General features: G+C 69.3%; 23 protein-coding genes. 14 read left to right on the plus strand and 9 right to left on the minus strand.

The window, feature by feature from the left end:
* Positions 1-29 precede the first annotated feature (29 nt).
* Positions 30-1,079, plus strand: coding sequence for an Mrp/NBP35 family ATP-binding protein (locus ACT4MF_RS03100; protein WP_099255463.1), 1,050 nt, complete (start codon positions 30-32; stop codon positions 1,077-1,079).
* Positions 1,076-1,405: a DUF7976 family protein gene (locus ACT4MF_RS03105; RefSeq protein ID WP_099255464.1), complete on the plus strand. Its 330-nt coding sequence runs from the start codon at positions 1,076-1,078 to the stop codon at positions 1,403-1,405. Before ACT4MF_RS03100 ends, ACT4MF_RS03105 begins: the two co-directional genes overlap by 4 nt.
* A 13-nt stretch (positions 1,406-1,418) precedes the next feature.
* Here the strand turns inward: ACT4MF_RS03105 and ACT4MF_RS03110 are convergent, their stop codons facing one another.
* On the minus strand, positions 1,419-1,562 hold the full coding sequence (locus ACT4MF_RS03110; protein ID WP_444681706.1) for a hypothetical protein: 144 nt from the start codon (positions 1,560-1,562) through the stop codon (positions 1,419-1,421).
* 97 nt (positions 1,563-1,659) lie between these two features.
* Here ACT4MF_RS03110 and ACT4MF_RS03115 point away from each other — a divergent pair, with 97 nt between their 5' ends.
* The gene (locus ACT4MF_RS03115; protein WP_444681707.1) at positions 1,660-2,775 is read left to right on the plus strand and encodes a CobW family GTP-binding protein; all 1,116 of its coding nucleotides are present in this window, start codon (positions 1,660-1,662) and stop codon (positions 2,773-2,775) included.
* A gap of 6 nt (positions 2,776-2,781) precedes the next feature.
* Here ACT4MF_RS03115 and ACT4MF_RS03120 read toward each other — a convergent pair whose 3' ends face one another.
* Entirely contained in the window at positions 2,782-2,934 is a 153-nt protein-coding gene (locus tag ACT4MF_RS03120) for a hypothetical protein (protein ID WP_180271785.1), read from the minus strand.
* Positions 2,935-3,073: 139 nt separating this feature from the next.
* On the opposite strand from ACT4MF_RS03120, the gene ACT4MF_RS03125 reads away from it, so the two are divergent.
* Positions 3,074-3,241, plus strand: a complete 168-nt coding sequence (locus ACT4MF_RS03125; protein WP_180271786.1) for a hypothetical protein — start codon at positions 3,074-3,076, stop codon at positions 3,239-3,241.
* A gap of 48 nt (positions 3,242-3,289) precedes the next feature.
* Here ACT4MF_RS03125 and ACT4MF_RS03130 read toward each other — a convergent pair whose 3' ends face one another.
* Positions 3,290-4,459 carry a glutathione-independent formaldehyde dehydrogenase gene (locus ACT4MF_RS03130; RefSeq protein ID WP_099255467.1) on the minus strand — a complete coding sequence of 390 codons (1,170 nt, stop codon included), beginning with the start codon at positions 4,457-4,459 and terminating at the stop codon, positions 3,290-3,292.
* Between the two features lie 221 nt (positions 4,460-4,680).
* On the opposite strand from ACT4MF_RS03130, the gene ACT4MF_RS03135 reads away from it, so the two are divergent.
* Positions 4,681-4,998 carry a DUF5785 family protein gene (locus ACT4MF_RS03135; protein ID WP_099255468.1) on the plus strand — a complete coding sequence of 106 codons (318 nt, stop codon included), beginning with the start codon at positions 4,681-4,683 and terminating at the stop codon, positions 4,996-4,998.
* 24 nt (positions 4,999-5,022) lie between these two features.
* On the opposite strand, the gene ACT4MF_RS03140 is transcribed toward ACT4MF_RS03135, so the two are convergent.
* Positions 5,023-6,459, minus strand: a complete 1,437-nt coding sequence (locus tag ACT4MF_RS03140) for a bifunctional metallophosphatase/5'-nucleotidase (protein ID WP_444681708.1) — start codon at positions 6,457-6,459, stop codon at positions 5,023-5,025.
* A 290-nt stretch (positions 6,460-6,749) separates the two neighbouring features.
* Here ACT4MF_RS03140 and rpl7ae point away from each other — a divergent pair, with 290 nt between their 5' ends.
* Genes rpl7ae through ndk form a run of 4 tightly spaced genes read left to right on the plus strand, consistent with a single transcriptional unit; the run spans position 6,750 to position 8,015 of the window.
* Positions 6,750-7,112: a 50S ribosomal protein L7Ae gene (rpl7ae, locus tag ACT4MF_RS03145; RefSeq protein ID WP_095637209.1), complete on the plus strand. Its 363-nt coding sequence runs from the start codon at positions 6,750-6,752 to the stop codon at positions 7,110-7,112.
* A gap of 6 nt (positions 7,113-7,118) precedes the next feature.
* Positions 7,119-7,343: a 30S ribosomal protein S28e gene (locus ACT4MF_RS03150; protein WP_004046478.1), complete on the plus strand. Its 225-nt coding sequence runs from the start codon at positions 7,119-7,121 to the stop codon at positions 7,341-7,343.
* A 3-nt stretch (positions 7,344-7,346) separates the two neighbouring features.
* Positions 7,347-7,535, plus strand: coding sequence for a 50S ribosomal protein L24e (locus tag ACT4MF_RS03155; RefSeq protein ID WP_004046480.1), 189 nt, complete (start codon positions 7,347-7,349; stop codon positions 7,533-7,535).
* Positions 7,536-8,015: a nucleoside-diphosphate kinase gene (ndk, locus tag ACT4MF_RS03160; RefSeq protein ID WP_099255470.1), complete on the plus strand. Its 480-nt coding sequence runs from the start codon at positions 7,536-7,538 to the stop codon at positions 8,013-8,015.
* 162 nt (positions 8,016-8,177) lie between these two features.
* Here the strand turns inward: ndk and ACT4MF_RS03165 are convergent, their stop codons facing one another.
* The 3 genes from ACT4MF_RS03165 to ACT4MF_RS03175 form a co-directional block, all read right to left on the minus strand.
* Positions 8,178-9,404: a BamB-related PQQ repeat family beta-propellar protein gene (locus tag ACT4MF_RS03165; protein ID WP_099255471.1), complete on the minus strand. Its 1,227-nt coding sequence runs from the start codon at positions 9,402-9,404 to the stop codon at positions 8,178-8,180.
* A 152-nt stretch (positions 9,405-9,556) separates the two neighbouring features.
* The gene (locus ACT4MF_RS03170) at positions 9,557-10,261 is read right to left on the minus strand and encodes a carbonic anhydrase (RefSeq protein ID WP_444681709.1); all 705 of its coding nucleotides are present in this window, start codon (positions 10,259-10,261) and stop codon (positions 9,557-9,559) included.
* A 117-nt stretch (positions 10,262-10,378) separates the two neighbouring features.
* A complete protein-coding gene (locus ACT4MF_RS03175) occupies positions 10,379-10,513 on the minus strand; it encodes a hypothetical protein (protein WP_275539520.1) in 135 nt (44 codons plus the stop codon).
* Between the two features lie 190 nt (positions 10,514-10,703).
* On the opposite strand from ACT4MF_RS03175, the gene ACT4MF_RS03180 reads away from it, so the two are divergent.
* Both ACT4MF_RS03180 and eif1A read left to right on the plus strand, forming a co-directional pair.
* Positions 10,704-11,276, plus strand: coding sequence for a P-loop nucleotide/nucleoside kinase family protein (locus tag ACT4MF_RS03180; protein ID WP_099255473.1), 573 nt, complete (start codon positions 10,704-10,706; stop codon positions 11,274-11,276).
* Between the two features lie 181 nt (positions 11,277-11,457).
* On the plus strand, positions 11,458-11,742 hold the full coding sequence (eif1A, locus tag ACT4MF_RS03185; protein ID WP_004046489.1) for a translation initiation factor eIF-1A: 285 nt from the start codon (positions 11,458-11,460) through the stop codon (positions 11,740-11,742).
* 83 nt (positions 11,743-11,825) lie between these two features.
* Here the strand turns inward: eif1A and ACT4MF_RS03190 are convergent, their stop codons facing one another.
* Together ACT4MF_RS03190 and gpmI are read right to left on the minus strand one after the other, a co-directional pair.
* Positions 11,826-12,968, minus strand: a complete 1,143-nt coding sequence (locus tag ACT4MF_RS03190) for a thiolase family protein (RefSeq protein ID WP_099255474.1) — start codon at positions 12,966-12,968, stop codon at positions 11,826-11,828.
* Between the two features lie 70 nt (positions 12,969-13,038).
* Positions 13,039-14,604, minus strand: a complete 1,566-nt coding sequence (gene gpmI, locus ACT4MF_RS03195; RefSeq protein WP_444681710.1) for a 2,3-bisphosphoglycerate-independent phosphoglycerate mutase — start codon at positions 14,602-14,604, stop codon at positions 13,039-13,041.
* A 194-nt stretch (positions 14,605-14,798) separates the two neighbouring features.
* Between gpmI and ACT4MF_RS03200 the strand changes: the two genes are divergently transcribed.
* The 3 genes from ACT4MF_RS03200 (at position 14,799) to ACT4MF_RS03210 (ending at position 17,167) form a co-directional block, all read left to right on the plus strand.
* Positions 14,799-15,470, plus strand: a complete 672-nt coding sequence (locus ACT4MF_RS03200; RefSeq protein ID WP_099255476.1) for an ArsR/SmtB family transcription factor — start codon at positions 14,799-14,801, stop codon at positions 15,468-15,470.
* 88 nt (positions 15,471-15,558) lie between these two features.
* Positions 15,559-16,479: a DMT family transporter gene (locus tag ACT4MF_RS03205; protein WP_099255477.1), complete on the plus strand. Its 921-nt coding sequence runs from the start codon at positions 15,559-15,561 to the stop codon at positions 16,477-16,479.
* A 94-nt stretch (positions 16,480-16,573) separates the two neighbouring features.
* Positions 16,574-17,167 (plus strand): GNAT family N-acetyltransferase, encoded by a 594-nt coding sequence (locus tag ACT4MF_RS03210; RefSeq protein ID WP_444681711.1) that lies wholly within the window; start codon positions 16,574-16,576, stop codon positions 17,165-17,167.
* Positions 17,168-17,190: the final 23 nt, after the last annotated feature.

Here is a 17,190-nt window from a genome sequence, read left to right on the forward strand (position 1 = left end):
TTATTCGACCCACGACCCTCCCTCCGGGCATGAACGAAGCGGACGTACGGGAGCGGCTCGCGGACGTGCGGGACCCCGACCTCGGCGACGACATCGTCTCGCTCGGGCTGGTGAACGACGTTGCACTGACGGAGGAGGGGAGCGAGGGGACGGTCCGCGTCTCGCTCGCGCTCGGCGCCCCCTTCTCCCCGCACGAGTCGGCGATCGCCGACGACGTGCGGACGGCGCTCGCGGACACCGGACTCGACGTGGAGCTGTCGGCGTCGATCCCGGACGAGCTCGACGCGGACGAACAGGTGCTTCCCGGGGTGAAGAACGTGATCGCGGTCGCCTCCGGGAAGGGCGGGGTCGGCAAGTCGACGATGGCGGTCAACATCGCGGCGGGGCTCTCGGAGCTCGGCGCGCGCGTCGGACTGTTCGACGCCGACGTGTACGGCCCGAACGTCCCGCGGATGGTGTCGGCCGAGGAGCGCCCGCAGACCGACGGCGAGACGATCGTCCCGCCCGAGCGCTTCGGCGTGAAACTGATGAGCATGGACTTCCTGACCGGCGAGGACGACCCGGTCATCTGGCGCGGACCGATGGTCCACAAGATCATCACCCAGCTCGTCGAGGACGTGGAGTGGGGCGAGCTCGACTACCTCGTGATGGACCTGCCGCCCGGAACCGGCGACACCCAGCTCACGATCCTCCAGACGCTCCCGCTGACGGGCGCCGTGATCGTCACGACGCCCCAGGAGGTCGCGCTCGACGACGCGGTGAAGGGGCTTCGGATGTTCGGCAAACACGACACGAACGTGCTCGGGATCGCCGAGAACATGGCCGGCTTCCGGTGTCCGGACTGCGGCGGGTTCCACGAGATATTCGGCTCCGGCGGCGGGAAGGCGCTGGCACAGGAGCACGAACTCCCCTTCCTCGGCGGCGTCCCGCTGGATCCCGCGGTCCGAACCGGCGGCGACGACGGCGAGCCGGTCGTGCTCGACGAGGGAGAGACCGCGGACGCGTTCCGGGTGATCGTGGAGAACGTCGCGAACAACGCCGGGGTGGTGCGCCGCCGCGGAGCGAGCGGAGAGCGATGAGCGGGGAGAAGAGCGGACCGGACGGCGACGATACGAGCGGCGACGACGCGGACCCCCTCGACGCGGCCGGCATCGACCCGGTGGTTCCGGAGGCGGCCGCGGACGCGGCAGACGAGTCGTTCGCCGAGGACGACGAGGTCCGCGAGTTCCTCCGCGAAATCGCCGCCGACGTGCGGGGCGACAGCTCCGAGAGCCGGCAGCTCTCGGCGATCCTCTACCGCGTGTCGGACCTGTACGACCCGGACGAGCAGACTTCGCCGGAAGAGATCTACCTGAACGTCCGGCACATCATGCGGATAAAGGCGCAGGGTGGGATCGAGCGCTGAACCGGCGGCCGGGTCAGACGGCCTCGTCGAGCACCGTCTCGGTACCGTGGCGGACTTCGACGCGCTCGGGAACGGATCCCCACGGCGGCGTCGGACAGCCGGCGATAGAGGCGGTCGAAACGGCGACCGCCGTCGAGAGGAGGGCTCTGCGGCGCACGGGTGAGGGGCGCACGCCGGCGGGCGTTAACGTTGCGGCCGCGGGAACCTCACCGATCGATCGTTTCATACTGGTAGCACGTCTCACGGTAACACACATGAGCGACGACCGGATTCCCGTCACCGTTCTCAGCGGGTACCTCGGTGCCGGGAAGACGACCATGGTGAACCACCTGCTCGCGAACCCCGGCGACAGGCGGATCGCCGTCATCCTGAACGACATGGGCGAGGTGAACGTCGACGCCGACCTGGTCGCTCGCGAGAACGAGTCGGAGGGGATCGTCGATCTCTCGAACGGCTGCATCTGCTGCCGGCTCCAGGACGACCTGCTGAGCGAGGCCGCGGCGCTCGCCGAGTCCCGCGAGTTCGACTACCTCCTCGTGGAGTCGTCGGGCATCTCAGAGCCGATTCCGGTGGCGCGGGCGTTCACGGAGGGGACCGAGGAGTCGGCGATCGACCCGACCGAGCGCTTCCGGCTCGACACGATGGTCACCGTCCTCGACACCTACGGGTTCTGGAAGGAGTTCGACGCGGGCGAGAGCCTGCCGGATGACGGTGAGCCGGCGGCCGACCGGCCCCTCGCGGACGTGCTTGTCGAGGGGGTCGAGTTCTGCGACGTGCTCGTGTTGAACAAGACGGACATGGTTCCCGACGACGTGCTCGACGAGATCGAGTCGGTCGCCGACCGGCTCGGCCCGCGGGCGAAGCGGATCCGGACGAGCTACTCCGAGGTCGACCCGGGCGACGTGCTCGACACGAGGCGGTTCGACTTCGAGACGGCGAAGCGGTCGCCGGGGTGGAAGCGGGCGATCGCGGAAAGCGAGGGCGGGGACGGCTCGACGGGCGAGCACCGGGGTCACGACCACGCCGAAGGCGCCGCCGCGGCCCACGGGGTGGACTCGTTCGTCTACCGCTCCGCCGACGCCCTCGATCCGGGGTCGTTCGCCGACTGGCTCGCCGACTGGGACGGCGATATCATCCGAGCCAAGGGCGTTGCGAACGTCGCGGGCACCGACGAGGTCATCGGCGTGAGCCAGGCCGGCCCCTCGGTGCAGGCGGGGCCGATCGGCGAGTGGGGACCGACCGACGACCGACGCACGCGGCTCGTGTTCATCGGCAGCGAGCTGGACGAATCGCGGATCCGCAGCGAGCTCGACGGACTGGCGGCGTCTGACCCGCAGTCGGTCGAGAGCGCGGACGCCTTCCCGCTGTAGGGGGAATCAGAGCCCCAACTCGGCCTGCAGGTCGTCCCAGTCCTCGTGGAACCCGTGGGTGGACTCGGTCTCGGCGCCGACGGCCGACTGGTACACGTCGTCGTACTTCAGCAGCTCCCCCCAGCCGTCGTGGAACGCCCAGTTGCAGTACTTACACATACCGACCGGGACGGACGGGACCCTCATACCGGTTTCGGCGGGTCGGTCGGAGCGAGCGCGCTTCGCGAGCGCCGACAGAGTGAACCCCGCCCGCGGCGTACGTTAGCTATCGACGCGGTCGACCCGCGACGAGACGCCCATGGTCACGTACAGACGCGGCGGACACGTACAGAGCGGGGACGACGCGGTCGAACGCACCTGCGAGCACTGCGGCTGGCACTGCGTCGCCGACGGGTATCCGGAGCTCGTCGGTCGGTATCAGTCGCACCTCCGCGACGAACACCCGAAGGCGTGGCTCCGGGTCTGACGCTCGGGACGGTGAAAAATCGGAACTGCGGCGAGCGGCCGCGCCGACTTAGGGTTCGAGCAGGACCTTCGTGACGCCCTCCTCGCGGGCGTCGAACGCCTCGTACATCTCGGGCGCCTCGTCGAGGTTGACGCGGTGCGAGACGACCCAGCTCGGGTCGGCTCGCCCCTCGATGATCATGTCGCGGAGGTACCGGTTGTACTCCTTCACGTTACATTGGCCCGTGCCGCATTTGAGTCCCTTCTCGAAGAACTTCCCGAAGTCGATGCCGAGCCGCCCCTGCGCGGCCATGTCGTCGGGCGCGCCCGGGTCCTCCGGCACGTACAGCCCGGGGATACCGAGCTCGCCGGTCGGTCGGACAACGCGGATGAGGTTGTTGATCACGACCGCCGGGTTCTCCTTGGCCGGCTGGTAGGAGTAGTCCTCGGTGTCGGTGTCGACGTTGTCGGGGTCGGTCGCCTGATACCCGACCGCGTCGACACCCTTGTCGACCATCCCGCCGTGCTCCTCGATGATCTGGTCGACCGGGTCTCCCTCGGAGAAGTCGATGGCGTGGGCGTCGCAGTGCTCCTCGGCCAGTTCGAGTCGACTCGGCACCTGATCGACGACGTAGATCTCGGCGGCGCCCTTGATCTTCGCGCTGTACGCGGCCATCAGCCCGACCGGGCCGGCGCCGAAGATGGCGACGGACTCACCGGGCTGGAGGTTCGCCAGTTCGGTGCCGTGCCAGCCGGTCGGGAAGATGTCCGCGAGCAGCGAGAACGCGTCCTCGTGTTCGCGTCCCTCGGGGAGTTTCAGCGCGTTGTGGTCCGCATACGGGACGCGAAGTTTCTCGGCCTGTCCGCCCGGATACGGGCCCATCGCGACGTAGCCGTACGCCCCGCCGGCGAAGCCGGGGTTGACGTTGGTACAGAAGCCGGTGTACCCCTCCTCGCAGTTCTGACAGAATCCGCAGGAGACGTTGAACGGCATCACGACGCGGTCGCCCTCCGCTAACGTCGAGACCGCGTCACCGACCTCGGAGACGATCCCCATGTTCTCGTGGCCGAACACGATCCCCTCCTCGGCGGCGGTTCGCCCCTCGTACATGTGGAGGTCGGAGCCGCAGATACACGAGGTCGTGATGTCGACCACGACGTCGTTCGGGTGTTCGATCTCCGGGTCGTCTACGTCCTCAACGGCAACGTCGTACGGGCCTTGGTATACAACAGCTCTCATGGTGTGATCCGTGTGATCGAATAGCGTCCAGTATCCTAAACGTTTTTACATTATATATACTGTTAATAAATTAAGGTATAGTTCAATTAGCCGTCGTGGCGCTCGCTCCCCCATCAGTGACGGAAGCAGTCGGTCGTCCCGGTCTCACACGGCGATCGACGCGGCCGAGGCCGGTCTGGCCTTCCGTAATGACTATGCCCGGTCCCGATGAATCGTGACGTATGGATTGGCCACACGACCCCGACGGTGAACAGGGGAGCGAGGGCAGGCGGCAGTACGGGCACGCGGTGCTCGCGAAGAAGATCGACGAGGAGGAGGACTTCCCGCTGTCGGCCGCCGACTACGTCGAACAGTACGGCGACCATCCGATCCGGATCGACTACGAGACGGTCGTCTCCGTCGAGGACATCTTCGAGAACGTCGAGAAAGAGGAGTTCGCGGACTTCGTCGAGTTCCATCAGGAACTCGGGCGCGCGATGCGCGAGAACGGGTACTGGTTCTACGAGGGCGCCGAGCAGTTCGTCGACAGCAGCGCGTAGCCGGCGCGTCGTCGTTCGCTCACTTCACTGACGTTCGCCGGCGATCGCCTCGCGGTTCCGGATCTCGATCCGGCCTTCGATCCGGGGATCGATCCCGTGTTCGCGGGCGTAGTCGGCGAGCACCTCGTACTGGATGTCGCCCTCGTCGACCCGGTGGCGCTGCGCGAGCGTCGGAAACTCGTGGTCGGAGTGGAGTAGATACTCCGAGACGGCGACGGTGTAGCGCGCCTCGGGGTCGATCGGGTCGCCGCCGACGGTCGCCTCCAGAACGAACTCGGCGTCGGCGTCCCAGACGACCCGCGCGTTCGAGACGTGGCCGTGCCACCAGTCGTCCTTGCCGAAGTCCACGTCGGGCGCGGCCATCTCGCGGAGCACGTCGCGCAGCTCCGCGCCCGTCACGGAGGCGAGCGCCACGGGTTCTTCGAACGGGATCAGGCTGATCAGGTCGGCCTTCGTCACGTCGCCCGTCCACGGGTCGCCCTGTCGGAGCCCGCCCGCGTTCGACAGCCCCACGTCGGCGTCGAGCGCCCACCGGAACGCGTCCGCGACGAAGTTGCCGACGCGGCACTCCCCGCCGTGGACGGTGTCGCCGGTCCGCTCGATCGGCTCGTCGACCCGACCGACGACCTCGTCGAGGTCGGCGGCGGCCATTCGCTCCACCAGCGCGGCTTCGAGCGCGGCGATCGGCTCGGCGCCGTCCGGCTCGCGGAGCGTCGCGGTGGGGGCCTCGCGCTCGGCGTCGCCGCCGGCGCCTCCCGTCTCGCCGAGGTCGACCTCGACGACCGCCTCGCCGTTGACACCGGGACGGACCAGCAGGGTCTCGGCCACGCGCTCGATGCGCGGGCTGTGGATGTGACCGCCGAGGATCGCGTCGACGTCGAGTTCGCGGGCCAGGTCCTCGTCACCCGAGCCGAGGTGCGAGAGGACGACGACGTGGTCGAGGCCGTCTCCGTCCGCGGCCGCCGCGGCGCGCATCTCGGCGAGCGCGTCCCGCGCGGCGGGAATGGGGTCGTCGAACGTGAGCTCGGCGGCCATGGGGTTCAGCGAGTCCGTCGCGGGATCGGTGACGCCGACGAAGCCGACGGTCGCGCCGCCGATCCGCCGGGTCGCCCACGGGACGACGCCCTCGTCGCGGCCGAAGGGCTCGCCGCGCTCGTCGCGGACGTTCGCGGAGACGAACGTCGCGGTGGCGTCGTCGACGAGCCCGCGCAGCGGGTCGGGTCCGTAGTCGAACTCGTGGTTGCCGAACGTGTCGAGGAGCGTGTCGGTCGCGGCGTAGAAGTCGAGCACCTGCCGCCCGGTCGCCACCAGCGAGAGGACGCCCGGGGCGGTCGTGTCGCCCGTGGCGACGACGGCGGCGTCGGGGCCCGAGAGCTCCCGGATCCGGCCGGCGAGGCGGGCCGCCCGCTCGGGGACGTCGAAGACGTTCTCGATGTCGGAGTAGTGAACGAGACGGACCATTCGATGTGCGGGCGGAGGGGCGAGCGACGCTTAAAAATCGCGGAGTCGGAGCGGCGCGTCGCCGTCGGGGCGCGACACGACACGCCGTGAGGACCGCCGCCAGAGCGTGGGTGAGGCCGGTCCGCCCCCCGTGACCCCCGCTCGCACACGCGCAGGACATTGAAAGCGCTTTTATGGATGTCCGGACTACGTCGCTTCACAGCCTCTGCGGGGTTGATGATGTGCCGTTCCGTTAGGGACCGACCACGGGACGGACACGCGAGCCCGCGCGGGGGATAGGTGAACAACATATGCCCGTTTACGTAGACTACGAAACCCCAGCCGACCTCGCCGAGCGATCGCTTGAGGCGCTCGAGGTCGCCCGAGACACCGGTACCGTGAAGAAAGGAACCAACGAGACCACGAAGGCCGTCGAGCGCGGCAACGCGGATCTCGTCATCGTCGCCGAGGACGTCTCCCCCGAGGAGATCGTGATGCACCTCCCCGAACTTGCCGAGGAGAAGGGCATCCCGGTCGTCTTCGTCGACACGCAGGACGAAGTCGGCCACGCCGCCGGCCTCGAAGTCGGTTCGGCCGCCGCCGCCGTCGTTGACGCCGGCGACGCCGACGACGACGTCGAGGACATCGGCGAGAAGGTCGCGGAGCTCCGATAACCACCCATGAGCGCAGAAGAGGGCACCGGCGACTCGACGACCGCGGAGGTCATCGAGGTCGTCGGCAAGACCGGGATGCACGGCGAGGCCATGCAGGTCAAGTGCCGCATCCAGGAAGGATCGAACCAGGGCCGGATCATCACCCGGAACGTCCTGGGCCCCGTCCGCATGGGCGACGTGCTCCAGCTCCGGGAGACCCAGCGCGACGCCGACTCCATCGGAGGGCGATAACCAATGGTCGAGACACGAACCTGCGACTACACCGGCGAGGAGATCGAGCCCGGCACGGGCACGATGTACGTCAAGAAGGACGGACAGATCCTCCACTTCGTCGACTCGAAGGCGGAGAAGAACTACTTCCTCGGCCGTGAGGCGCGCGACCTCGAGTGGACCGAGGAAGGGCGCAATCAGGGTGGCGAGTAGATGAGCCACCACGACGAGCGCACCTTCGTGATGGTCAAGCCCGACGGCGTGCAGCGCGGTCTCATCGGCGAGATCGTCTCCCGCTTCGAGGAGCGCGGCCTGAAGCTCGTCGGCGGCAAGTTCATGCAGATCGACGAGGACCTCGCCCACGAGCATTACGGTGAACACGAGGGGAAACCGTTCTTCGACGGCCTCGTCGAGTTCATCACCTCCGGCCCCGTCTTCGCGATGGTGTGGGAGGGCGCGGACGCGACCCGTCAGGTCCGCGCGATGGTCGGCGAGACCGACCCCGCCGAGTCCGCCCCGGGCACGATCCGCGGCGACTTCGGCTTAGACCTCGGCCACAACGTGATCCACGCGTCGGACCACGAGGACGAGGGCGCCAACGAGCGCGAGATCGACCTGTTCTTCGACGACGACGAGCTCGTCGACTACGGCCTCGACACCGCCGCCTGGGTGTACGAGGACGAACAGCACTGAAACGGCGACGCCGTTTTCGTTTTTGCCGGTGCCGCGGTCCCGAGAGCGATAGCTATTCCGACACACCTCGTTTCCGGTGAAATCACGGCTAAAAATCGGTGACTGCGACGCGTATCCGGCACAGATCGACTGATAAACCCGGCCAACCGAGGCCGGTCGTTCTCAGTCGGACAGCGCCACGATCCGACCGTCCTCGGCGACGACGAGCACCTCGGCGCTCCCGTCACCGGTCACGTCCGCGAACAGCGGGCCCGCGTACACGACGGCGTTGCCGATGTCGCCGCGGGCGATCGCCTCGCCGTTCTGGTTGAGCGCGAGCGCCCTCCCGTTGCGGTTCACCACGACCGGGCCCGGAGAGCCGTCGCCGTCGACGTCCGCGACGCCGGGCGCGTTCAGCCGCGTGTCGCCGCCGTACTGCTGTTTCCACACGACCTCGCCGTCGAGCAGGTCGACCGCCCAGACGCTCCCGCTCCCGCCGACGTACACCCGCCCGGGATCCGCGTCGCCGACGGTGACGGGGAGGTCCTGTAACCCGACCTCGTAGCGACTCCCGCCGTCGGCGACGTCGATCGTCTCCAGGTTTCCGTTCGCGCCGCCGAGCGCGAGCACCGGTCCGCTCCGGGTGTCGGCCGCGCTCCAGCTCAGGGGGGTGACCGACGGCGTCGTCGTCCACCGGGGCTCGCCGGTCGCGTCGAGCAGACTGATCGAGCGCTCGCCGTCGACGGCGGTCGCGACCGCGACCCCGCGGTCGGCGCTGCCATCGGAGTCGGCGAAGTCGACGGCCAGCGGCCGGCGCTCAACCGGCGCACCGAGGTCCGTTTCGAACACGGTGTCGCCGTCGGCATCGATCGCGCGAACCGTTCCGTCGGTCGTCGCCGCGGCGATCTCGGCGTCGCCGTCGCCGTCGAGGTCGCCGATAGCCGGGCGGAGCCCGCCCGGTCCGCCGAGGTCGACGGCGAGCCGCTCGGCGCCGTCGGTCGGGTCGAGAACGACGAGGGAACCCGGTTCGGTCGTGAACGCGGCGACCTCGTCGCCGCCGAGCTCGCCGGTGACGAGCCCGCTCGTCGCGGGGGGATCGGTGCCGTCGGCGTCGTTCGCAGCGCCAGCGCCGCCGACGGTTGTCCTCCACTCCACGTCGCCGCCCGCGGCGGTGGCGCGTATCGTTCGATTTCCGTCCTCGATCGCCGGCTGGAGGACGAGCGGGTCGCCGTCCATGGTGGCGACGACCGCGCCGCTGCCGTCGTCGCCGCCGACGGGCTCGGACTCCCAGACGACCTGCGCATCGATCGTCGCGTCGTCGACGCCGACGAACGCGAAGAGCGCGACGCCGACGCCGGTCGCGCCGCCGGCCAACAGGATCAGGCTCGCGAACAGAACGCGGCGGTCCATTACCGACTGGTTCGGTCGTCGCGGTGATACCGCTGTCGGATGCGGCGGGTGAGGAGCGAGCCCGGAGGGCGGACCGGACAGATGGGGGAACGGACAACGGGGCAGACGGACGACGAACCGCGAGGAGACGGCGGCGCGGCAGTCGATGGAGCTTACAGCAATGTGTCGACGTGGTCCGCGTGCGCCGGTCCCACCCGCTCTCGGAGGGCGTCGGGGTCGCGCTCGCCGTCGGCGTTCACGAGGTAGACCGTCCCGTCGCGGCTCCCGTACGCGCCGTGGAAGTCGTAGACGAAGCCGTACACGTCGGCGTCGGCGGCTGGTTCGATCTCGCGGGCGAGCGCGACCTGTTCGTGGACGTTGTACTCGACGAGTCGATTCCGGACGCTGGCGCCGTCGCCGTCGAGCCCCCCGGCTCCGCTGTCGCCGGCGAGCGCGTCGAGGCCGGACTCGACGATCGGAACGAGCTCCGCCACGTCGGCCCGCACGCCGGGGTCTTCGGGAAGGTCGCCGGTCCGGACCGCGGAGAGGGCCGCGCCGACCGCGCCGCACCCGGTGTGTCCGACGATCGCGAGCGCGTTCGTGCCGGTGTATGCGAGGGGGTACGCGACGCTGCCGGCGAGCACACGCTCGCCGTCGACGCGGTCGCTCACGCGGTTTCCGATGTTTCCGGCGGTGAAGAGGAACCCCGGCCGCTCGACCGCCCACATCCCCTCTTGCGACACGCGGGAGTCCGAACAGCAGACGGAGACGACCGGCGGACGCTGGCCGTCGCGCTGGTCGGCGAGGGCGTCCGCGCCGGGGGACGCGACGTGCTCGTCGTTGCGGTCGAGGAGGTCGGTCAGGAGGTCGCGTCCCATACTCGTCGACTCGCTCCCGAGTCTGAAAAGGGGGACGGACGTGGCGAGAATCGGGACGGGGGGACTGCGGCGATCAGAATCGGGGCGGGACGGCGGCGGCGATCGGAGCGGAGCGGATCACGCGATCAGGCCGACGATCTGCACGAGGAAGCCGATGACGAAGACGGCGAGGAGAGCGATCGTCGCCACCACCACCGCGGGCGCGAGCATCTCGTCGTCCTGATCGAGCACGAGCGACTCCATATCTTTCATGCCAAAGCCGTCGTCGCGACGGGATTTGAACGCTTCGCTCGGCGGAGCGTCCCGTTCGGAGGGGCGACGAAACGGCCCGAAAACCCTCCTTGCGCCGCCGCTGAGGAGAAGGTTCATGTACCTCTCGACGGACCGTGCGGACGGATGAGTGACGGAGGACGGCTGACGGTCGGGACCGGACGGGGTGGCGATGTCGAACGGTGACGCCGCTAACGCGGCGACCGGGTCGGCGACCGCAACCGAGCCGTCGGGCGGCGCGTTGATCGTGGTCTGCGGGCTGCCGGGGGTCGGCAAGTCGACGGTGGCAAAGCGGATCGCCGACCACGTCGACGGCGAGATCCTCCGGACCGACGTGGTTCGGAAGGGACTGTTCGACGAGCCGGCGTACACCGACGCGGAGACGGAGACGGTGTACGCGGAGCTGATCGAGCGCGCTCGCGACCGCGTCGCCGACGGCGACACCGTCGTCCTCGACGCGACGTTCGCTGACGCCCGGTTCCGCGCCGACGCCCGCGAGGTGGGCGAGCGGGTCGCGGACGAGTTCGCGCTCGTCGAGGTGACGTGCGACGAGCCGGTCGTCAAGCGCCGGATCGAGCGCCGCGACGGGATCAGCGACGCCGACTTCGAGATCCACCTCCACTTCAAGGAGCTGTTCGACCGGATCGAACCCGACCACGTCGTCGTCGACAACTCCGGCGATCAGGCGGAGACGTTCGCGCAGATCGACGCCGCGTTCGGCGAGGCGGGGCGCGACCGCGACTGAGCGAGAAGGTCGGGCGCCGTTGAGTGCGAGAGACCGGGCGCCGTCGGCGGCGAACCGCGCCCGTGAGGACGGCCGGCGGGTCGCGCGATCCTGACCGCTCGCCGGTCGTGCTAACGCCCCTCACGAGAAACGCGCACACGCGTCTCCCATCACTTATACGGCCGACCGTCGTACTACCTGTATGAGCGAAGAATCCGGGCGACGGAACCTCCGAATGCCCAACGACGACGAAGTGTTCGCCGTGGTGACGGAACACCTCGGCGGGAACCACGTGCGACTGCGCTGCGTCGACGGCGAGACGCGAATGGGCCGGATCCCCGGTCGCATGAAGTATCGGACCTGGATCAGCGAGGGCGACGTGGTCCTCGCGGAGCCGTGGGACTGGCAGGACGAGAAAGCGAACGTCGAGTGGCGGTACGACGACGACGACGCGGACCAGCTCCGGCGCGAAGGCCACATTCAGTAACGCCCGCCGCCGCACCACAGGCCGTCGCGGCCGTATCGCGTACGAAACACCGTTCGAACCGAGCGAGCGACAGCGCCGAGCGCCTATCTGCTGAACTCGATCGCCGCGCCCTGTCCGAAGCCGACGCAGAGCGTCGCGAGCCCGCGGTCGGCGTCGCGCTTCTGCATCTCGTGGATCAGGGTGACGGGGAGCCGCGCGCCGGAGGCGCCGAGCGGGTGGCCGATGGCGATGGCGCCGCCGTTGACGTTGTAGATGTCCTCGTCGATGCCGAGCTCGCGCCGCGAGTACTCGCACTGGGAGGCGAAAGCCTCGTTGAGCTCCACGAGGTCGTAGTCGTCGATGGTCCGACCGGCGCGGTCGAGCAGGCTCCGGGTCGCGGGAACCGGACCGATCCCCATCACGGTGGGGTCGACGCCGGCGACCGCGTTCGTGCCGACCTCCGCGAGCACGTCGAGGCCGTGGTCCTCCGCGAACGCCTTGCTCGTGACGAGCGTCAGCGACGCGCCGTCGGAGATCTGCGAGGAGTTCCCCGCGGTCACCGTTCCGTCGCCGGTGAAGGCGGGAGAGAGTCCGGAGAGCTTCTCGGCGGTCGTGTCCGGGCGGATCCCCTCGTCAGCCTCGACGAGCCCGTCATCGGTCTCCACGGGGACGATCTCGTCGTCGAAGCGCCCCGACTCGGTCGCCTCGGCGGCGCGCTGGTGGCTCCGCGCGGCGTACTCGTCTTGGGCCTCGCGGCTCACGCCGTACTCCTCGGCCACCTTCTCGGCGGTCATTCCCATCTGGAGCTGGAACACGTTGTACTGCTCCGAGAGCTCGGGGTGGAGGTGCTGGTAGGAGTCGCCGTCCATCGGGACGCGACTCATGCTCTCGACGCCGCCCGCGACGATGCAGTCGCGGTTCCCGGCCGCGATCGCGTCCGCCGCCGAGATGATCGCCTGCATCGAGGAGGCGCACCAGCGGTTGATCGAGGTCGCCGGCACCGACTCGCCGAGGTCGGAGAGCAGCGCGATGACGCGCGCGACGTTGTTGTCCTGTTCGGTCCGCTGCTGGGCGACTCCCCACATCAGGTCGTCGACGTGGTCGCTCGTCAGCCCCGTCTCCGCGAGCGTGTGGTCGATGAGCCGCGTCGAGAGGTCCTCGCTGCGGACGTCCGCGTAGACGCCCCCGTCTCGTCCCTGCGGCGTTCGATATGCGGCGGCGATAACCGGCGTCGTTTCGTCTGTCATGAACGATCACTGGCCGGTCGGGGACTTAAAAGGGCGTGGAACCAGAAACAATCCGACCGGAGTTCACCGTTTATTCCGTCAGGAGATTCTCGCCGGTCATCTCGGCGGGCCGGTCGATACCGATCAGGTCGACGAGCGTGGGGGCGATGTCACAGAGGGAGCCGTTCTCGCGGACCGCGCGCCCGCCGTCGTCGCCGTCGGGGGTCAGGTAGACGAACGGGACCGGGTTGAACGTGTGTGCGGTGTGAGGATTGTCGAGGGTGCCCATGTCGTCGGCGTTGCCGTGGTCGGCCGTCACGACCGCGTGACCGCCCGCGTCGGCGACCGCGTCGAGGAGCCGATCGAGCTGGGCGTCGACCGCCTCGACCGCCTCCACCGCGGCGTCGAAGTCGCCGGTGTGGCCCACCATGTCGGGGTTCGCGTAGTTCAACACCAGCAGGTCCGGGTCGTCAGCCTCGATGATCCCGACCGCCTCGTCGGTCAGCTCCGGAGCCGACATCTCCGGCTGCAGGTCGTACGTCGGCACGTCCGGGCTCTCGACGATCTCGCGCCGCTCGCCGGGGAACTCCACCTCGCGACCGCCGTTGAGGAAGTACGTCACGTGCGGGTACTTCTCCGATTCGGCGATCCGGAGCTGGGTCAGGTCGGCGTCGGCGACGACCTCGCCGATGGTGTTCTCGGGCATCTCCGGCGGGAACGCCACCGGGAAGTCGAACGTCTCGTCGTACTCGGTCATCGTGGTCATGCGGATCTCCGGCTGGTCCAGATCGAACCTCCACGCGGGTCGGGTGTCGGTGAGCATCCGGACCAGCTGGCGGGCGCGGTCCGCGCGGAAGTTGAAGAAGACGACCGCGTCGCCGTCGGCGAGCGCGGGCTCATCGGCCACCAGCGTCGGCTCGATGAACTCGTCCGTCTCGCCGCGGGCGTGCGCCTCGGTCGCGGCCCCGACCGCCGTCTCGGCCTCGTGGGGCGCCTCGCGCTCGACGATCGCGTCGTACGCCTTCCTGGTCCGCTCCCAGTTCTCGTCCCGGTCCATCGCGTGGTAGCGGCCCATCACGGTCGCGACGTGTCCGGTCCCGCGCTCGTCGGTCTTCGCGGTCACGTCCGCGAGGAACTCGTCGGCGATCTCCGGGGCGGTGTCCCGACCGTCCGTGAACGCGTGGCTCGTCGCCGGCACGCCCGCGTCCGCCGCGGCGTCGATCAGCGCGAGCAGGTGCTCCACGTCCGAGTGGACGCCGCCGTCGGAGACCAGCCCCATGAAGTGGACCCGGCCTCCGGTCGACTCGACGTGGTCGAGCGCGCCCGCGATGGCGTCGTTATCGGAGAGCGACCCCTCCGCGAGCGCGTCCGTGATCCGGGTGTACGCCTGCTTGACGACCCGGCCCGCGCCGATGTTCAGGTGGCCGACCTCGGAGTTCCCCATCTGGCCCTCCGGGAGTCCCACGCGCCGCCCGTGGACGACGAGCCGCCCGTCCGCGCCGCGCTCGGTCGCGGCGTCGAACGCCGGCGTGTCCGCCGCTGCGACCGCGTCGCGGCCCGCCGGTCGACCAGCGGGATCGACCGTCTCGCCGTCCTCGCCCGCGTCCGTCCCGCCGCCGAGACCCCATCCGTCCAGAATGATGAGCGCCGTTTCCATACCGGCAGTTCCCGGCGACGGGGTAACTACCCTTCGCTCCGACCGACCGGCGGGCGCGGCCTCCGCAACCACGGACGCGACATCGACGCCCGTCGGTGGCCACCGGACGCGACCTCGGTGACCACCCGCGGGAGGGCGATTCGGTCGGGCGACGTAAGTCAGCCTTTTGCCTCTGCGACGCTAACCATACGTTAATGGACTCCGCGGTACTGCTCGATCTCCTCGGCAACGAGAACCGGCGGCGCATCCTCCGGCTGCTCGCCACCAAACCCTGTTACGTCACGGAGATCTCGGAGTACCTCGACGTGAGCCCGAAGGCGGTCATCGACCACCTGCGGAAGCTGGAGGAGGCCGGTCTCATCGAGTCGACCACCGACGACCAGCGCCGGAAGTACTTCCGCATCACGCGGAGCCTCCGGCTGGAGGTGAGCGTCTCCCCGTACGGCTTCGGCGCGAAGAGCGCGTACCCGGCGAAGAACAGCTTCGACATGGCGTCGCGGTGTCAGCACCTCTCGATAGAGGTCCCCGACGGCTCCGGCTCGTCGAGCAACCTGGCCGATCTGGCCGGCGAGTTCGGCCGACTCCAGAACCTCGACCGGGAGCTCTCTCTGGCCCAGCGGTGGGTGCAGGGCCGCGTGGAGGACACGCTGGCGGAGATCGACGAACGACTCGGAACGGAGTCGGACAGTCGGTTTTTCGCGGCGGTCCTCGCCGCGCTGGTCGAGACCGAGGGCACTCCGGCCGCGGTCGCCGACGAGGTCGGTGCCCGCGAGGAGACGGTGACTGACGCGCTCCGCCGGCTCGCCGACGTCGGGGTCGTCGCGCGCGACGGCTCCGCCGACGTGGACCGCTACCGGATCCGATAGGGAACCGAGAGCGCCCCCTGGAGAGCAGATCCCTGCACGACCGGCCGCTTCCGGAACCTTTTGGCGCGCCCCCGGGAGAGGTCGATGCGTGAGCCGAGCACGGAATCTCGCGTTGTTTCTCGTCCTCGCCGCCGTCTGGGGCTCCGCGTTCATGGCGATCAAGGCCGGGCTGGCGTACTTCCCCCCCGTGCTGTTCGCCGCCCTCAGGTACGACCTCGCGGCCGTCGTCATGATCGCGTACGCGGCGTACGTCGTCGACGACCCGATCCCGCGAGGTCGCGACGAGTGGGCCGTCGTCGCGGTCGGCGCGACGCTGATCATCGCCGCCTACCACGCGTTCCTCTTCATCGGCGAGAGCGACCCGGCCGTGACGAGCGCGGTCGCGGCGGTGATCGTGAGCCTCTCGCCCGTCCTGACGACGGTCTTCGCGCGTGCGTTCCTCCCCTCCGAGCGGCTGACCGTCGTCGGCGTGATCGGCCTCCTCGTCGGGCTCGTCGGGGCGGTCGTGCTGGCCGCGCCGGACCCGAACAATCTCGCCGGAGGCGGCACGGTCCCGAAACTGCTCGTGTTGCTGGCGGCGGCGGCGTTCGCGCTCGGCTCGGTGTTGACCCGGGCGTCCGACGACGACCTCCCGATCGAGACGATGGAGGCGTGGTCGATGCTCCTCGGCGCCGCGCTGATGCACCTGCTGTCGCTCGCGCTCGGCGAGTCGCTCTCGGGCGTGACGTGGACCGCCGAAGCGGTCCTCGCGCTCGGCTACCTCTCGGTCGTCGCCAGCGGGCTCGGGTTCCTCATCTACTTCGACCTCCTCGACCGGCTCGGCCCGATCGAGATCAACCTCGTCTCGTACGTCGCACCGGTGTTCGCCGCGGTCTCGGGCTGGGTGTTCCTCCGGGAGGCGATCACGCTCAACACCGTCGGCGGCTTCCTGATCATCTGCGCCGGGTTCGCGCTGGTGAAGCGGGAGGCGTTCCAGGACGCGCTCCGGGAGTACGACGTGCTCGGGTAGCCGGTCCGTCTCGCGTCGGCACGGCCTATGTGATCCGAGTCAACACGGCACACGTCCGGGGTGGTTTTTATACGCATCCGCGAGACGTGCGCGTATGTTCCCCGAGACGATCGAAACGGACCGGTTGCGGTTAGAGCCCCGCTGGCCCGAGCGCGTCGATCTCGACGAGTGTTACCGCATCTGTTCGTCGGATCCCGGGATCGAGGAGGTGACCGAGTACGTCACGTGGGACCCTCACGAGACGAAAAAGGAGACGCTCGAGTTCCTCGAACGCGGCCGCGAGCGATGGGAGGACGACGAGGCGGCCGACTACGTCATCCGCCCGCGCGAGGGCGAGGACGGTGCGGGCGAGATCGCCGGCTTCGGCGGCTTCTCCGTCGACTGGGAGAAACGGACCGCCCTGCTCGGGACGTGGCTCCGCAAGCGGTTCTGGGGCCGCGGCTACTCCGGCGAGCGCGCCGCGGCGCTCGTCGCGGTCGCCTTCGAGGACCTCGATCTCGACCTCGTCGTCGTCAGCCACCTCCCCGAGAACGAGCAGTCGCAGCGGGCGATCGAGAAGTACGTCGACCGTCTCGGCGGCCGCCGCGAGGGGTTGTTGCGGAACAGTATCACCTTCGCTGACGGCGGCGTCCACGACGAGGTCCGATACTCGATCTCGCAGGACGAGTGGCGCGAGGCGACCGAGTAGCCGGAAGCGGGGAGATGCGACCC

The organism is Halorubrum sp. FL23, from assembly GCF_052439115.2.
Lineage (GTDB): Archaea > Halobacteriota > Halobacteria > Halobacteriales > Haloferacaceae > Halorubrum > Halorubrum persicum.

What these genes read in the sequence shown, in the direction of transcription:
- ACT4MF_RS03100 (WP_099255463.1), top strand. Translation starts at nt 30, where the DNA reads ATGAACGAAGCGGACGTACGGGAGCGGCTCGCGGACGTGCGGGACCCC.
- ACT4MF_RS03105 (WP_099255464.1), top strand. Translation starts at nt 1,076, where the DNA reads ATGAGCGGGGAGAAGAGCGGACCGGACGGCGACGATACGAGCGGCGAC.
- ACT4MF_RS03115 (WP_444681707.1), top strand. Translation starts at nt 1,660, where the DNA reads ATGAGCGACGACCGGATTCCCGTCACCGTTCTCAGCGGGTACCTCGGT.
- ACT4MF_RS03120 (WP_180271785.1), bottom strand. Translation starts at nt 2,934, where the DNA reads ATGTGTAAGTACTGCAACTGGGCGTTCCACGACGGCTGGGGGGAGCTG.
- ACT4MF_RS03125 (WP_180271786.1), top strand. Translation starts at nt 3,074, where the DNA reads ATGGTCACGTACAGACGCGGCGGACACGTACAGAGCGGGGACGACGCG.
- ACT4MF_RS03130 (WP_099255467.1), bottom strand. Translation starts at nt 4,459, where the DNA reads ATGAGAGCTGTTGTATACCAAGGCCCGTACGACGTTGCCGTTGAGGAC.
- ACT4MF_RS03135 (WP_099255468.1), top strand. Translation starts at nt 4,681, where the DNA reads ATGGATTGGCCACACGACCCCGACGGTGAACAGGGGAGCGAGGGCAGG.
- ACT4MF_RS03140 (WP_444681708.1), bottom strand. Translation starts at nt 6,459, where the DNA reads ATGGTCCGTCTCGTTCACTACTCCGACATCGAGAACGTCTTCGACGTC.
- rpl7ae (WP_095637209.1), top strand. Translation starts at nt 6,750, where the DNA reads ATGCCCGTTTACGTAGACTACGAAACCCCAGCCGACCTCGCCGAGCGA.
- ACT4MF_RS03150 (WP_004046478.1), top strand. Translation starts at nt 7,119, where the DNA reads ATGAGCGCAGAAGAGGGCACCGGCGACTCGACGACCGCGGAGGTCATC.
- ACT4MF_RS03155 (WP_004046480.1), top strand. Translation starts at nt 7,347, where the DNA reads ATGGTCGAGACACGAACCTGCGACTACACCGGCGAGGAGATCGAGCCC.
- ndk (WP_099255470.1), top strand. Translation starts at nt 7,536, where the DNA reads ATGAGCCACCACGACGAGCGCACCTTCGTGATGGTCAAGCCCGACGGC.
- ACT4MF_RS03165 (WP_099255471.1), bottom strand. Translation starts at nt 9,404, where the DNA reads ATGGACCGCCGCGTTCTGTTCGCGAGCCTGATCCTGTTGGCCGGCGGC.
- ACT4MF_RS03170 (WP_444681709.1), bottom strand. Translation starts at nt 10,261, where the DNA reads ATGGGACGCGACCTCCTGACCGACCTCCTCGACCGCAACGACGAGCAC.
- ACT4MF_RS03175 (WP_275539520.1), bottom strand. Translation starts at nt 10,513, where the DNA reads ATGAAAGATATGGAGTCGCTCGTGCTCGATCAGGACGACGAGATGCTC.
- ACT4MF_RS03180 (WP_099255473.1), top strand. Translation starts at nt 10,704, where the DNA reads ATGTCGAACGGTGACGCCGCTAACGCGGCGACCGGGTCGGCGACCGCA.
- eif1A (WP_004046489.1), top strand. Translation starts at nt 11,458, where the DNA reads ATGAGCGAAGAATCCGGGCGACGGAACCTCCGAATGCCCAACGACGAC.
- ACT4MF_RS03190 (WP_099255474.1), bottom strand. Translation starts at nt 12,968, where the DNA reads ATGACAGACGAAACGACGCCGGTTATCGCCGCCGCATATCGAACGCCG.
- gpmI (WP_444681710.1), bottom strand. Translation starts at nt 14,604, where the DNA reads ATGGAAACGGCGCTCATCATTCTGGACGGATGGGGTCTCGGCGGCGGG.
- ACT4MF_RS03200 (WP_099255476.1), top strand. Translation starts at nt 14,799, where the DNA reads ATGGACTCCGCGGTACTGCTCGATCTCCTCGGCAACGAGAACCGGCGG.
- ACT4MF_RS03210 (WP_444681711.1), top strand. Translation starts at nt 16,574, where the DNA reads ATGTTCCCCGAGACGATCGAAACGGACCGGTTGCGGTTAGAGCCCCGC.